Here is a 13,833-nt window from a genome sequence, read left to right as displayed (position 1 = left end):
AGGTTCGTATAAGGGACGTATAGGCGCATAAAAACTGTCACTTCCTCCATGGATTAAGGAAAAAAAAATGAAGCCACGTTAAACTTCTCCTGTCGATGAAAGCCATGCGTCCCCTTCTGATTGCCCTCGCCCTCGCGTCCACCGGAGCCAGCGCCGCCACCTACACCGTCAGATCCGGTGACACGCTGTCCAAAATCGCTGCCGCGAACCGGATGGAGCCCGCTGCCCTGATGCGCCTCAACCGGCTGAGCAGCACCACCATCGCCGTAGGCCAGAAACTCAACCTGGGCGGCGCGGCCACCGCGCAGCCCCCGACCTCGCGCCTGAACACGGCCGCCCCCGTCTCCCGAGGCGGCGCCTTCGTTCGCACGGCGGCCACGCGCTTCCTGGGCATCCGCTACGCGATGGGCGGCGTGGGCGGCGGCGGCATCGACTGCTCGGGCTTCACCATGCAGGTCTTCGCGCAGATGGGCGTTCGCCTGCCCCACAGCGCCATCGGCCAGTGGAACATGGGCCGCGCGGTCAGCAGCCGAAACCTGCAACCCGGCGACCTGGTCTTTTTCAACACGATGGGCCGCGGCGTGAGCCACGTGGGCGTCTACGTCGGCGACGGCATGATGGCCAACGCGAACAGCTACCACGGGCGTACCATCATTGAGCCCATGCTGGGCAACCCCTACTGGGCCAGCCGCTTTATGGGTGCCCGCCGCGTTATGGGTTGACATTCCCCGGCGCTTTCACGACAACCTGCGCCCCAGCCTTCATCGGCTGGGGCGCAGACTTTTTGCCCTTCTGGTGCGGGCGTTATCTCCGAAGCTCCCGCACCCCCTCGGGGGCGGCCACGAACGCCACCTCCGCCATCCCCAGGAAAAATCCCGTTTCCACGACGCCCAACGTTCCCTTCAGCTGCCGCTCCAGCTCCGCAGGACCGAACTGCGCCGGAAGCTGCGCGTCGTAAATGTAGTTGCCATTGTCCGTCACGTAGGGCTGTGCGCCCGGCTGCCTCAGCCGCCCACCCGGCACCACCTCCCGCAACCGCTCAATGGTGGACAGAAAGCCGAAGCGGGCGATCTCCACGGGCACCGGAGCCTTTTCTCCCAGCCGGGCCACGACTTTGGTGTGGTCCGCGATAATCACCAGTCGCCGCGCCTGCACCTCGGTCAATTTCTCGCGCAGTAAGGCTCCGCCCAGCCCCTTGATCAGGTTCAGTTCCGGATCAATCTCGTCCGCGCCATCGATGGCGATGTCAAGGGGCCGGGGGTCCAGCGGCTCCACCGGAATGCCCACCTCACGGGCCAGCGCTTCCGAAACGTCGCTCGTCGCCACGCCCACCACGTTCCGCACGTCGCCCGACGCGAGCCGCTCCCCGATGGCCTCAATGGCGTATTTCGCGGTGCTACCGGTGCCCAGGCCCACGCGCATTCCACTCTCCACCAGGGTGACGGCGCGCAGGGCGGCCTCCTTCTTCAAAGCCTCCAACTCAGGCATGGCCCCGCGCCTTCCGGTCCGCCTCGATGCTGGCCACCACCGCATCGGCGTGGCCCTCCACCTTCACCGCCAGCCAACTTCTGACGAGTTTGCCGTCTGGACCGATCAGGAAGGTGGCCCGCTTGACCCCCTCGGTGACCTTGCCGTACATGTTCTTGGCGCCATATGCGCCGACCGTCTTCAGAAAGGCGGCGTCAGAATCGGTCAGGAGTGGAAAGGGCAGGCTGTACTTCTCGGCGAATTGCCCGTGGCTCTCGGCATCGTCGCGGCTCACGCCCAGGATAACGGCTCCGAGCGACTTCAGGAGCGCGTTGTCGCGGAAGTCGCAGGCTTCTTTGGTGCAGCCGGGCGTGTCGTCCTTGGGGTAGGCGTACAGCACGACGTAGCGTCCCGCGTAGTCGGTCAGGCGGTGCGGGTGGCCGGACGCGTCGGGCAGGGCAAACTCGGGGAAAGCCTCACCGGGGGCGAGGCGGGGGGCGGCTTCGGTCATGCCCAGAGGGTAGCCCACAAAGGAGGAGGCCGGGCGCAGGGGGCGGGTATGCTGGACGGCGTGAACCTCGCCCCTTACATCGACCACACCCTCCTCAAGGCCACGGCCACCGCCGCCGACATCCGCCAGCTGTGCGCCGAGGCGCGCGAGCACGCTTTTGCCGCCGTATGCGTGAATCCCGTGTACGTGCCCCTCGCTGCCGCCGAACTCGCGGGGTCCGGCGTGAAGGTCGCCACCGTCTGCGGCTTTCCCCTGGGCGCAACGCTGCCCGGCCAGAAGGCCGTCGAGGCCCGCCTGAGCGTGGAGGCTGGGGCCGACGAGGTGGATATGGTCATCCATATCGGCGCGGCCCTGGAAGGCGACTGGGACACGGTGGAGGCGGACATCCGCGCTGTGCGCCGGGCCATTCCCGAGACCGTACTGAAAGTGATTATCGAGACCTGCTACCTCGGCGACGAGCAAAAACGGGCCGCGACGGCGGCGGCGGTATCGGCGGGCGCGGAGTTCGTCAAGACCAGTACGGGCTTCGGCACGGGTGGCGCAACCGTGGAGGACGTGCGCCTGATGGCGGAAGTGATCGCGGGCCGCGCCCAGATCAAGGCGGCGGGCGGCGTGCGGACCCCAGCGGACGCGCGGGCGATGATTGACGCGGGCGCGACGCGGCTCGGCACCTCAGGCGGCGTGGGCCTCGTGCGTGGGGAGGGGAACGGTTCTGGCTACTGAAGTTGTGGCGGGTGGACGCGAGGTGATCCTGGCCTCAGGCAGTCCCCGGCGGCGCGAACTGCTGGGGAACCTGGGCGTGCCCTTCCGGGTGCTGGTCAGCGGTGAGGCCGAGGACAGCCCCGAGCGGGATCCCGAGCGGTTGGCGGGCGAACTCGCGGGCCTCAAGGCACGGGCGGTGGCCCGGCAGCACCCGCAAACCGTGGTGATCGCCGCCGATACCGTCGTCGCCACCGGTGGCGAACTGCTGGGCAAGCCGGAGGATGAGGCGGAGAACGCCGCCTTTCTCCACCGCCTCTCGGGCCAGACCCACCAGGTGTACACGGGCGTCACGGTCATCGTGGCCGGGCAGGAGACGGGCGGCGTGGAGCGCACCGACGTGACCTTCCGTTCGCTGACCGACGCTGAGATCCACCACTACGCCCGCACAGGCGAAGGCCTGGACAAGGCCGGGGGCTACGGCATCCAGGCCCTCGGAATGGCCCTTGTCGCGCGGGTGGACGGCGACTATTCGAACGTGGTGGGCTTTCCACTGGGGCTGGTGATCCGGCTGCTTCGGGGCGCAGGCGTGACGGTGTGGGGGGAATAGGACCTGGGGAAGGGGAAGGTGGGAGACGGGCTTAGCCCCTCTCCCACCTTCCCCTACAGCTGCCGGGTCCCGCGCTACACACTGGCCGTAGCCGTCATCTCCTCCACCCGCGTCTCCAGCACGACCTCACTGTTGAGGCTGGCCGCCACCGAGCAGTACTTCTCGTGGCTGAGGTGGGCGGCCCGGTCCAGGGCTTCCTGGGTCACGCCCTCCCCGGAGGCGATGTGGCGCACCACGATGCGGGTGTACCGCTTCGGGGTGGTCTCGGCCCGCTCGCCCTCCACCTCGATGCGGTACCTGCTCAGGGGCGTGCGGCGCTTTTTCATCACCTCCACCACGTCGTAGGCGGTGCAGGTGGCAAGCGCGCCCAGCAGGGCCTCCATCGGCGACACGCCCACCTTGACGGGACTGTTGTCAATCAGCAGCTGGTGCCCACTGGCCGACACGCCCACATAGCGCTGCTCGCCCAGCCAGGTGACGTGCATGGTCTTGACGTTGGGGTTGAGAAGGGCGGTATTGACGTCGGATGGGGTCATGGGCCCAGGGTAGCGCCCGGAAGAGACTTACGACAGGTCCGCGTCCACCTCAAACTCGTCGTCGTCCTCGGCGGGCAGCGGGAGGCACACCCGGAAGGTGGCCCCGCCGCCTGGGGTGTCCAGCACCTCCAACGTACCGCCGTGGGAGTGGACCACCTGCTGCGCGATGGTTAAGCCCAGGCCGGCCGAGCCCGCCTCCTTCCCCCGGTAGAACTTGTCGAAGATGCGCGGCTTGATGTGGTCCGGCACGCCGGGCCCCCGGTCCACCACGTCCACACAGGCGTCGCCCGCCCCGTTCTGCCAGCCGCGCAACTGCACCAGCTCCGCCGAGCCGCACACCCGCACCGCATTGGTGACGAGGTTGACAAACACCTGCGTGAGCCGCCCTGGATCGCCCACGATCTCCATATCGGGCGACTCGGCGGCCACCCCGTAGTCGCGCCCCACGTGCCGCACAATACGGCCCAGGTTGACGAAGTGCGTCTCGATGCTGGGCACGAGTTCGCCGCGCGAGAGCTGCAAGAGGTCGTTGACCAGCCGGGTCATGTTCTCGGCGACCCTTTGGGCGTCCAGCAGGGTCTGTGAGCCGCCCACCTCGCGCTCGGCGCGGCGCAGGTAGCCCAGCAGGGCAGTCAGGGGCGTGCGCAGCTCGTGGCTGGTCTCGGCCAGAAACGTCTTCTGGAGTTGCAGGGCCTCTTCGAGCTGCTGGGCCTGCAACTCCAGGCGCTGACGCTGGGCCTCGGCGATGCCGCGCAACCGCTCGACCTCCTCCAGCCGGACCTGCAGCGACAGGTTGAGCTTGCGGACCTCCTGCTCGGCACGCTCACGCTGATCGCGGGCGTCGGCCTCGGCGATGGCACGCTTCACGCTCGGCGCGAGGCGTTCCAGGCGGCCCTTGAGGATGTAGTCGGTCACGCCCTGGCGCAGGGTGTCCACCGCCACCTCTTCCCCCATCGCGCCCGTCACGATGATGAAGGGCAGATGGGGGGCGCGGGCCTGCACGGCGTGGTAGGCCGACAGGCCGTCGTAACCGGGCAGCGCGAAGTCGCTCAAGACGATGTGCGGCGGGCGCGCGGTGAGGGCGTTCAGAAACCCCGCCTCGTCCTCGGCGCGCTCGATCTCCACCGGCCAGGGCAGTTCGCCGTCGAGGCTCAGGGCCACGAGTTCGTGGTCGAGTTCGTTGTCCTCGAGGTGCAGGATATGCAGGGTCTGGCCCTCCTGCGGCAGGGCGTGATCGCGGTTCGGAGAACTGGAACTCATTCGTTCACGTCCCCACCCGGCCCACCTAGCGGCAGGGTGACGTGAAAGGCGGCCCCCTCACCGGGAACGGCCTCGGCGCGGACCCGGCCCCCGTGGCGCAAGACGATTCGGCGAACGTTCGCCAGGCCGATGCCAGTGCCCTCAAACTCCTCGGCGCGGTGCAGACGTTGAAACACGCCGAACAGTTTATCCGTGTATTTGGGATCGAAACCTACGCCGTTGTCACGAACTGTCAGCGTGACCTCCGCGCCCTGGAGATGCGCGCTCACGTCCACCCGGGCCTGCTCCCGCGTGCGGGTGTACTTCAGCGCGTTGGACAGCAGGTTGGCAAAGACCTGCGACAGCAGCGCCGCGTCGCCCTGCACGGTGGGCAGCTCGCCCACGGTCAGGGCCACGTCGCGCCCGGCGCGGTCAGGTTCCAGATTCTGCCAGGCATCGCGCACGACCGCGCTGAGGTCCACCGGACCCCGGCGCAGCTCCTGACGGCCCATGCGCGAGAACTCCAGCAGGTCGTCGATCAGCTGGCTCATGCGGGCCGCTGCGTCGGTGATCACCCCCAGGTAGCGCTCGCCCTTGGGGCTGAGGCCCTCGCCCAGGTCCTTGCGCAGCAGGTCACCAAACCCCACGATGTGCCGCAGCGGGGTGCGCAGGTCGTGCGAGACGCTGTAGGAAAACGCTTCGAGTTCGCGGTTGGCCTCCTGCAACTCCAGCGTGCGCACCGCAACCCGCTCTTCCAGCGACTGGTTGAGGGCCTGCAGCGCAGTGTTGGCTGCCTCCGCCTGGGCGCGCAGCGCGTCGTTGTCGAGGGCCGTCGCAAACCGCTTGGCGAGTTCGTAGGCGAGTTCGTGGTCGCGGTCCGACGCCGGCTGACGGTAGGCCAGGCCCAGCACCCCCCGAACCGAACCGTCGCGGCCCATCAGGGGGTACAGCACCGCGCCCGCCGCATTCAGCTCGTGCAGGGCGGGGTAGTTGCCCTGACCGGCGAATACGGGGTCCTCGCTGCGGACGACCTCTTCCAGCGCCGAGCGCACCTGTGCGTGCAGGTCCGGCGAAAACTGGTCTGGGTGCCCACGTGAGGTGGCCAGCAGGGTCAGGCGCGGCGTCATGCCCCACAGCCCGGCGCGCTCCACCATCCGCCCGGTGATCAGGTCCAGCGCTGCCCGGTAATGCCCCACCTGGTCGCCCAGCAGGTCCACGGTGCGCGCCGAGAGCCGCTCGGACACGTCGGCCAGCAGCCGCGCCGCTGCCTCGGCGTACACCTGGTCGTCCACGTCGGTGCTGGTGCCCACCCACTCGAGTACCTGACCGCCCGCGCCGCGCACCGGCAGCCCCCGGGTGACAAAGGTGCGGTAACGGTCGCCGTGGCCGAGCAGCCGGTGCTCGTCCTCGAAAGGCCGGTTCGCCCGCACCGCCTCCATCCAGCGGCGCTGGTACTCGGGCCGGTCTTCGGGGTGCAGCAGGTTCAGAAACCCCGCGTGGGCACGTTCAGGACCCACGTACTCTTCCCAGCGCTGGTTGAAGTAGGTGGGCTGACCGCCGCCGTCGGCCAGCCACACGATCTGGGGCATGCCCTCCAGCACACCGCGGTAGCGCTCCTCGTTTCGCTGCGCGAGGCGCTCGGCCAGCAGGCGGTCGTGGATGTCACTGGCCGACGCCACCCACTCGCTGACCTCGCCCGCGCCGCCCTCATCGCGGGTGGCCGCCACCCGCAGCACAAACCAGCGGTACGCGCGCTCGCCCGGCGCTCCGCCGACCAGGAGCCGCACCTCGCAGCTGGTCTGCGCGTGGGTGCCGTAGGCGGCGGCCCACATGCGGTCGTAGGCTTCGCGGTCCTCGGAATGCACGCGCTCCCGCACCCGGTCCTCGCCCAGCCGCTCGCGGTGGTGGGCGTTCACGTCGGTGATGCGGCCCTGGGCATCGCTGACCCAGACGATGTGGGGAATGGCGTCGAGCACCGCGCGCGAGCGGCGTTCCTCGGCCTGCACGGCCCGCTCGGCCTCCAGCCGCCCGGTCACGTCCCGCACGACCTCCAGTAGGCCGAGCACCTCGCCACCCGCAGCGACCACCTCGCTGCGCTGCGCTTCGCCCCAGAAGAGGCTGCCGTCCGCGCGGCGGTAGGGCGTGGTGAGGGCCTGAAAGGTAGAGTGCCGGGCCAGGCGGCGGTCCACATGCAGCCGGTCGAGCGGCTGCCCGATCAGCGCGTCCGGCGCGTGGCCGAATTGCCGGCTCAGGGCCCGGTTGACCTGCCGCACCTGCCCTCCGCCGTCGGCAAAGGCCGCCGCGTCCTGAATGGCCTGGAAAATCGCCTCGAACTCGGCGCGCGACCGCTCCAGACTGACGCGCGACTCGGCCAGGGTCCGGGTGGCCCGCTCGGCCCGTTCGCGGGCCCTCACCTGCGACTGCATCAGCAAGAAGGCCAGCCCTGCCACGAGCATCCCGGCGATCAGCACCACCACCGGCAGCGCCGCCACGGGATCGCGCCCGAAGGTGTTCGGTGCGCTGACCTCCAGCTCCCAGGGCAGGCCGGCGGCATTCAGCCGGACCGTCTGGTGAAAGGCCGTCTCCGCGTTGGAATGAAGCGTGCCCAGCAACTCGCCGCCCGCCCGCACCCGGACCTGCACGCTGCGCTCGGTACCCGTTGGAACCAGGCTGCTCAGCAGGCGGTCAAGCCGCAACGCCACGTACACCACGCCTCCAAACGACGCACCTTCCTGCACCGGCAAAAACAGCAGCATGCCCCGGAGTGGCTGGCCGTCCGGACCGCGCTGCACCAGCCTCAGCGGGCGGCTCGCCTGCAGACCGCCGCGTGCACGTACGCGCAAGATCGCTTCCCGCCGCACCGCCTCGCCCAGCATGTCGAAGCCCAGCACGGTGCGGTTGGTGCTGCTCAGCGGCGCGATGCGCGACACCACCGCCCGCGGCGAGCCCCCCAGCGTCTCGCCCCAGCGCGAAAAACCCAGGGCCAGCACGTCCCCGGAGCGCTCCCCGATGCCCAGGTGCCGGGCATAGGCCGCGAATTCCGCCTCGCCAGGCTGATCCTCCGGCGTCTGCCCCTGCACCTGCCAGAAAGCGCGGGTGCCGCGCAGCAGCGCCTCGTAAGCGGCCAGCCGCTCTGAGAGGGTATCGGTGTACCGCTTGACATCGCGGTCGAAGCGCGCCTGCTGCTGCGCCAGCACAAAGGAATTGAGCAGCGCCGCCGCGAACAGGCTCAGCAGCAGCACGAGCAGCATCACCGCCAGCGGCAGGCGTCGGTGCGGCGGCAGCACGGCGGCGCGCATCAGGCCCGCGCCTCCAGCGCCTCCAGAAACACGCCCACGGGAACGTCCGCTCCCGTCCAGGCGGCGAAGGCCAGCCGCGCCTGGTGCGCAAGCATACCCAGCCCGTTTTCCGCTCGCAGCCCCGCCCGGCGCGCTTCCGCCATCAACCGGGTTTCGCGCGGCTTGTACACCATGTCGTACACGAGGGCGTGGGTCGAAAGCCGGGGGAAGTCGAAGTCGGGCAGCGGCGTCTGCTCAGGGTTGGAGAGCCCCGCACTGGAGGCATTGACAATGAGGGAAACCTCGTCCCAGGGGACCTCAGAGGGATCAGCGGCGCGAACCTGTGGGCCGGGCGTGGTCCACGCGGCGGCGAGTTCCTCGGCGCGGGCACGGGTGCGGTTGACGACAGACACGTCCCGCCCCAGGTGTTCACGGGCCACGTACACCGCCGCCCGCGCCGCCCCACCCGCTCCCAGAACGACGACGTGACTCTGGGCCGGCGCGTTTGCGTCCCGTAGAGCCGCGAGCAGCCCCGGCGCGTCCGTGTTCTCGCCCGTGAGCCGCCCGTCGCGGTGAATCACCGTATTGACGGCCCCGATGGCGCGTGCCCCCGGCGTGAGGGCATCAAGGTCCGGCAGCGCCGCCTCCTTGTGGGGCAAGCTGAGGTTCGCACCCAGCACCCCGGGCTGCCGCAGACGCTCCAGGGCGTCCCGCAAACCTTCCGGCGGCACGCGCACCGCCTCGTATTCGCCCCGCAGGCCAGCGTGTGCGAAGGCCGCGCGGTGCATGGCCGGAGAAAGGGAGTGCGCCGCCGGATCGGCATACAGGTAAGCGCGCAGGGCACCCCGCTGTTCATCCGCTGGCCCGCCAGGAAACTTCACGCCGCCATTCACGCGGCCCAGTCTATGCCACGGCCTCGCCCTCTTCCCCGGCCGCGTGCGCCGTTCACCCTTCCCTTACGTCCACGGCCTTGCTGCGCCCGATTGTGCCCCGCCCCACGTCTGCCCTCCTCCATCCGTCCGAAAATGAGAGCGTCCGAATGACCTTTTCCCCCTGCCTCTCCCTCCAGCCTAGACGCGGGGGGAGAGTGCGCTTGTAGGCGCACACGAACAGGAGCTGATTTGACAGAACGCACCCCCACCGGCCAGCCCTCCCCGGAACAAAGCGGCGCGACCGCCACGCTGCACCTCGCCAACCAGCGCGAAGCTTTTGCGCTGCTGGGCGCGGGCGACGCCAACCTGCGCCGCATGCGCGAGCTGACCCCCGCCAAGATCATCGCGCGGGGCGAGACGGTCACGATTACCGGAGACAGCAGTGACGTGCAGGCTGCCGAACGCATGGTCCGCGACGCGCTGGACGTGGTGCGTGGCGGCGGCGAGCTGACCCCCGAGAGCCTGCTGCGCAGCGCCCGCATGAGCGGCGAGGGCCGCAGCCTGGCCCAGGAAACCCAGGTGCAGGGCCTGAGCCTGCCCCGCGGCCTCAAGCCCAAGACGCCGGGGCAAAAGATTTACCTCGACAAGATCGAGAAGGGCGACATCACCTTCGGCATCGGCCCTGCGGGCACCGGCAAGACCTACCTCGCCGTGGCGATGGCCGTGCAGGCCCTCAAGGCCAAGAAGGTCAAGCGCATTATCCTGACCCGTCCGGCGGTGGAAGCGGGCGAGCGGCTGGGCTTCTTGCCCGGTGACCTCCAGGCCAAGATCGATCCTTACCTGCGCCCACTGTACGACGCGCTGTACGACATGCTGGATCAGGAGAAGTTCGAGTCGTACCTGACGAGCGGTGTCATCGAAGTTGCGCCGCTGGCCTTTATGCGTGGCCGGACACTGAACGACGCCTTCGTGATCCTCGACGAGGCGCAGAACACCACCGGCGAGCAGATGAAGATGTTCCTCACCCGCATGGGCTTTTCCTCCAAAGTCGTCGTGACGGGCGACGTGACGCAGATTGACCTGCCGCGCCACGTGACGAGCGGCCTTGCCGTTGCCAAACGCGTGCTGGGCAGCATCGAGGGCATCGGCTGGCACGAGTTTACCGATGTGGATGTGGTGCGTCACCCCCTCGTGGGCCGCATCATCAAGGCCTACGAGGCTGCCGAGGAAGCCGAGCAGGACAAGCGGGGCGCGCGGCGCGGTGAGTTTGCCAATATCCCGGAGGATGAAGGGGACCGCTAGGCAGAGGGCCCCGGGAGCAGAGAGCAGAGGGAGCCGTCTGGGGCCTCTGCCTCTGCTTTTTTGGCCCGCTCCTCCGGACTTGGACAGCTTTACAGAAGAGCTTTACAAGTCTGTTCTCCGCGCGCTGCCCTATGCTCTGAGGCGTGATCGAGCTCATCGCCCGCAAGACGCCGCCCTCCGGTCTGCGCCCCGCCCTGCGCGCGAGTCTGGAGGCGGCGATGCAGCAGTTCGGCCTGGAGGACCGGGACGTGACGGTGGTGCTCGTCGGGGACCGGGCCATCCGCCAACTCAAGCGCGAGCACTGGGGCGAGGACGCGGCCACCGATGTGCTGAGTTTTCCCACCTGGGAACCGGGCGATCCCTTTATGCCTCCGCACCTCGGTGACATCTTTATCAGCCTGGACACGGCGGCGCGGCAGGCCAGGGCACGTGGGCACTCGCTCACGCGCGAGGTGGCCCTGCTCGCCAGCCACGGCCTGACGCACCTCGCCGGGCACGACCATCCTCACGCCGAGGGACTGGGCTTTGAGGAAGGCGCGACCGGGGAGGAATGGCAGGTCTTCCACGACGCCTGGAACGCGGCGCAATTGGCGCTGCCCGAAGGTGTGTAGTTCGGCAAGAGGGGCTTTTTCTCCCTCCCTGTGGGGGAGGGCCGGGAAGGGGGGTGACGGGCGCAGCCCGTCCTCGTGCCAGAGGGTAGACGCACAGACGCCAGCAGACCGTTCTCCATCCCGTTTCTGAGCTCCCGCGGCGCTGAACCGCTTCCCCTGCAGGCGGCCGGGTGAGGTCTGACGGCTCCGCCCTCTCCCCGCGCCGCTGGTGGCGCTCGGCTGGCTTTGCCGTCTCGGGCCTGCGCCACGTCTACCGCACGCAGGCCAATTTCCGCATCGAGGTCTGGGCCGCCGCGCTGGCCCTCTCGCTGACCTGGGTCCTGCACACTCCCCCCGCGCCCATCGTGCTCGCCTGCGCCCTGGTCCTGAGTGTGGAACTGCTGAACACGGCGGTCGAGGCGGTGGTGGACCTGGCAACTCCCGAACTTCACCCGCTGGCAAAGGTGGCGAAGGACGCGGCAGCGGGGGCGGTGCTGCTCGCCAGCCTGGGCGCACTGCTGGTGGGGTGCAGCGTGCTGGGGCCACCCCTGCTGGCGTTGATCAGACACGGCGCTTGATACAGACACGGACGCTGTCAAAGGAATCCTCGCCCTGAAAAAATGAGAGGATGTGATACACTCCGCCTTGTCTATGGAGCCTCCCAGTTCTGGCTCTCTTGGTTTGCCCGGTGAACGCCGCCCCAGGGCGGATTTTTTGCTGTGGCGTCCCTTTCCGGTCCTGAATCCGCGCCCCCCCGGGGGAACGGCGGGTCAGCCTGCGCCTACTTCGGCGGACCGGGGCGCGTTGGAGCGCGCAAACAGATGAACGATTGGATTCGGGTGGCCTCGCTGCTCTTGCTGGTACTCGCCAACGGGTACTTCGTCGCCGTGGAATACGCCTTGGTCAGCGTACGGCGTACCAAAATTGACCAACTTGTCGAGGAGGGCAACCGCGCAGCCCGCATGGTGCAGCGGGTGCTCAGTCACCTCGACCTGTATATCGCCGCCGTACAGCTGGGCGTGTCGATGATGAGCCTGCTGATCGGCTTTATCGCGGAGCCTGCCATCGAACACCTCACCGAGCCGCTGTTCCAGCAGGCTGGGGTACCCCACACCTACCAGCAACCCGCCGCCTTTGCCCTCGCCTTTATCCTGTCTACCACGCTGCACATCGTGCTCGGCGAACTCGTGCCCAAATCGGCGGCGCTGCAAAAGAGCGAGGCCATGTCGCTGGGGCTGGTGCGCCCGCTGGTGGCCTTTACCGCCATCTTCCGGCCCGTGATCCTGGGGCTCAACGGCCTGGGCGGGCTGGTGCTGCGGCTGCTGGGACTCAAAGCTGTGGCGGGGCACCACACCGCCTACTCGGAAGAGGAAATCCGCATGATCGTGTCCGCCTCCAGCCAGGAGGGCGTGCTCGAAGACGACGAGAAGGAACTCGTGTACAACGTATTCGACCTGTCAGACACCACCGTGCGCGAGGTCATGACGCCCCGGGTGGACATGGTGGTGGTGGACGGGGCCAGCCCGCTGCGCCGCCTCGTGGAGATGAACGAGGAACACGGCTACTCGCGCGTGCCGGTCTTTCAGGATACGGCGGACAATATCGTCGGGATCGCGCACACCTCAGACATGCTGCGCTACCTCAGCCAGCTTGATACGGTGGTCATCGCCGATGTGATGCGCCCGGTGTTCTTCGTGCCGGAGGGCATGAAGATCAAGGACCTGCTCGCCAAGATGCGCGAGAAGAAGTCGCACCTGAGCATCGTGGTAGACGAGTTTGGCGGCACCGCCGGGCTGGTCACCCTCGAAGACGCGCTCGAAGAGATCGTGGGCGAAATCTACGACGAGACCGATGAGGACGAGGTGTCTATGATCGAGGTGCTGGGCGAAGGCCTCTACCTGATGGACGCCAGCCTGACCGTGGGTGAGGTGGAAGAGCGGCTGGGCAGCAACCTCGAAGACGACGAGGGCGAGTTCGATACCCTGTCGGGCTTTATGACCAACCACTTCGGTGACATTCCCGAAATCGGCCAGAGCTTCGTATATGAGGGCTGGGCCTTTACCGTCGAGGACGCCGACCAGCGCCGCGTGACCCGCGTGCGCGTGGAGCGTACGCCCCACTTTGATCCCCTTGATCCACCGGAGGACCACGCCCGTGAGTAATGCCAACGCCCTGAACCTGATCCCCGATCCCCAGCTGCTGGAGGGCGCGAAGGCGGCCTTCAAGCAGGCGTATGCGCCGTACAGTAAGTTTCGCGTCGGAGCGGCGCTCCGGACCCTGGACGGCCAGGTGTATTTCGGCGCAAACGTCGAGAACGCCTCCTACGGCCTGGCCCGCTGCGCTGAACAGAGCGCTGTGCAGGCGATGGCGACGGCGGGAGCGCGGGAGTTCACCGACCTCGTGGTCTACTCCGAGGCCACCCCGCCCGCCAGCCCCTGCGGCTCGTGCCGTCAGATTCTGTTCGAGTTCGCGCCAGACGCCCGCGTGGTCTGCGTCAATCAACACGGCGACGTGGTCAGCGGTCTTGTGCGCGACTTTCTGCCGCACGGCTTTCGACTCGAGCAGCGCGACGACGGGCACGAGGTGGGGACCGAGTAGGCCGATCCACGCGAACGAGGGGCGGAATTCCGCCTCTTTTTTGTTTCGTTCGCACCCATGCGGCGGAAAAACGCAACGCGCCTCTGCCCGTCACTGCTGGATTTCACGGGAGCATGCGTCAAAGTGCTGAC

Annotated in this window: 14 protein-coding genes; 8 read left to right on the top strand and 6 right to left on the bottom strand. The window is 68.2% G+C overall.

Annotated elements, in window-relative coordinates:
* Positions 1 to 95 precede the first annotated feature (95 nt).
* Positions 96 to 722, top strand: coding sequence for a C40 family peptidase (locus B9A95_RS19905; protein ID WP_084048868.1), 627 nt, complete (start codon positions 96 to 98; stop codon positions 720 to 722).
* 82 nt (positions 723 to 804) lie between these two features.
* On the opposite strand, the gene rpiA is transcribed toward B9A95_RS19905, so the two are convergent.
* Complete coding sequence (gene rpiA / locus B9A95_RS19900; protein WP_084048867.1) at positions 805 to 1,488, bottom strand: ribose 5-phosphate isomerase A; 684 nt, start codon at positions 1,486 to 1,488, stop codon at positions 805 to 807.
* Positions 1,481 to 1,978: a thioredoxin-dependent peroxiredoxin PrxQ gene (gene prxQ, locus B9A95_RS19895; protein ID WP_084048866.1), complete on the bottom strand. Its 498-nt coding sequence runs from the start codon at positions 1,976 to 1,978 to the stop codon at positions 1,481 to 1,483. The genes rpiA and prxQ overlap by 8 nt, the downstream gene beginning before the upstream one ends.
* Positions 1,979 to 2,038: 60 nt before the next feature.
* On the opposite strand from prxQ, the gene deoC reads away from it, so the two are divergent.
* Both deoC and B9A95_RS19885 read left to right on the top strand, forming a co-directional pair.
* A complete protein-coding gene (deoC, locus tag B9A95_RS19890; protein WP_139806902.1) occupies positions 2,039 to 2,701 on the top strand; it encodes a deoxyribose-phosphate aldolase in 663 nt (220 codons plus the stop codon).
* 22 nt (positions 2,702 to 2,723) lie between these two features.
* Positions 2,724 to 3,287 carry a Maf family nucleotide pyrophosphatase gene (locus B9A95_RS19885; protein WP_084050853.1) on the top strand — a complete coding sequence of 188 codons (564 nt, stop codon included), beginning with the start codon at positions 2,724 to 2,726 and terminating at the stop codon, positions 3,285 to 3,287.
* 74 nt (positions 3,288 to 3,361) lie between these two features.
* Here the strand turns inward: B9A95_RS19885 and B9A95_RS19880 are convergent, their stop codons facing one another.
* The 4 genes from B9A95_RS19880 to aroE are packed head-to-tail and all read right to left on the bottom strand — an operon-like array spanning position 3,362 to position 9,233.
* Positions 3,362 to 3,823 (bottom strand): OsmC family protein, encoded by a 462-nt coding sequence (locus tag B9A95_RS19880; protein WP_084048864.1) that lies wholly within the window; start codon positions 3,821 to 3,823, stop codon positions 3,362 to 3,364.
* Positions 3,824 to 3,850: 27 nt separating this feature from the next.
* Positions 3,851 to 5,083 (bottom strand): hybrid sensor histidine kinase/response regulator, encoded by a 1,233-nt coding sequence (locus B9A95_RS19875; protein ID WP_084048863.1) that lies wholly within the window; start codon positions 5,081 to 5,083, stop codon positions 3,851 to 3,853.
* Complete coding sequence (locus tag B9A95_RS19870) at positions 5,080 to 8,361, bottom strand: PAS domain S-box protein (protein ID WP_084048862.1); 3,282 nt, start codon at positions 8,359 to 8,361, stop codon at positions 5,080 to 5,082. The genes B9A95_RS19875 and B9A95_RS19870 overlap by 4 nt, the downstream gene beginning before the upstream one ends.
* Positions 8,361 to 9,233 carry a shikimate dehydrogenase gene (aroE, locus tag B9A95_RS19865; protein ID WP_245808398.1) on the bottom strand — a complete coding sequence of 291 codons (873 nt, stop codon included), beginning with the start codon at positions 9,231 to 9,233 and terminating at the stop codon, positions 8,361 to 8,363. The genes B9A95_RS19870 and aroE overlap by 1 nt, the downstream gene beginning before the upstream one ends.
* A gap of 228 nt (positions 9,234 to 9,461) precedes the next feature.
* Here aroE and B9A95_RS19860 point away from each other — a divergent pair, with 228 nt between their 5' ends.
* From B9A95_RS19860 to cdd, 5 genes are all read left to right on the top strand, one after another.
* Entirely contained in the window at positions 9,462 to 10,514 is a 1,053-nt protein-coding gene (locus B9A95_RS19860; RefSeq protein ID WP_084048861.1) for a PhoH family protein, read from the top strand.
* Positions 10,515 to 10,657: 143 nt separating this feature from the next.
* Complete coding sequence (gene ybeY / locus B9A95_RS19855; protein ID WP_084048860.1) at positions 10,658 to 11,125, top strand: rRNA maturation RNase YbeY; 468 nt, start codon at positions 10,658 to 10,660, stop codon at positions 11,123 to 11,125.
* Between the two features lie 170 nt (positions 11,126 to 11,295).
* Positions 11,296 to 11,682, top strand: coding sequence for a diacylglycerol kinase (locus B9A95_RS19850; protein ID WP_084048859.1), 387 nt, complete (start codon positions 11,296 to 11,298; stop codon positions 11,680 to 11,682).
* 243 nt (positions 11,683 to 11,925) lie between these two features.
* Positions 11,926 to 13,266, top strand: a complete 1,341-nt coding sequence (locus B9A95_RS19845; protein ID WP_084048858.1) for a hemolysin family protein — start codon at positions 11,926 to 11,928, stop codon at positions 13,264 to 13,266.
* Positions 13,259 to 13,702, top strand: a complete 444-nt coding sequence (cdd, locus tag B9A95_RS19840; RefSeq protein WP_084048857.1) for a cytidine deaminase — start codon at positions 13,259 to 13,261, stop codon at positions 13,700 to 13,702. Before B9A95_RS19845 ends, cdd begins: the two co-directional genes overlap by 8 nt.
* Positions 13,703 to 13,833 lie beyond the last annotated feature (131 nt).

Source organism: Deinococcus hopiensis KR-140 (genome assembly GCF_900176165.1).
Lineage (GTDB): Bacteria > Deinococcota > Deinococci > Deinococcales > Deinococcaceae > Deinococcus > Deinococcus hopiensis.
This window is presented reverse-complemented; position numbering and strand designations above follow the sequence as displayed.

Coding starts and splice junctions, on each gene's coding strand:
- B9A95_RS19875 (WP_084048863.1), bottom strand. CDS start 5,083: ATGAGTTCCAGTTCTCCGAACCGCGATCACGCCCTGCCGCAGGAGGGC.
- prxQ (WP_084048866.1), bottom strand. CDS start 1,978: ATGACCGAAGCCGCCCCCCGCCTCGCCCCCGGTGAGGCTTTCCCCGAG.
- B9A95_RS19880 (WP_084048864.1), bottom strand. CDS start 3,823: ATGACCCCATCCGACGTCAATACCGCCCTTCTCAACCCCAACGTCAAG.
- B9A95_RS19845 (WP_084048858.1), top strand. CDS start 11,926: ATGAACGATTGGATTCGGGTGGCCTCGCTGCTCTTGCTGGTACTCGCC.
- rpiA (WP_084048867.1), bottom strand. CDS start 1,488: ATGCCTGAGTTGGAGGCTTTGAAGAAGGAGGCCGCCCTGCGCGCCGTC.
- B9A95_RS19905 (WP_084048868.1), top strand. CDS start 96: ATGAAAGCCATGCGTCCCCTTCTGATTGCCCTCGCCCTCGCGTCCACC.
- B9A95_RS19870 (WP_084048862.1), bottom strand. CDS start 8,361: ATGCGCGCCGCCGTGCTGCCGCCGCACCGACGCCTGCCGCTGGCGGTG.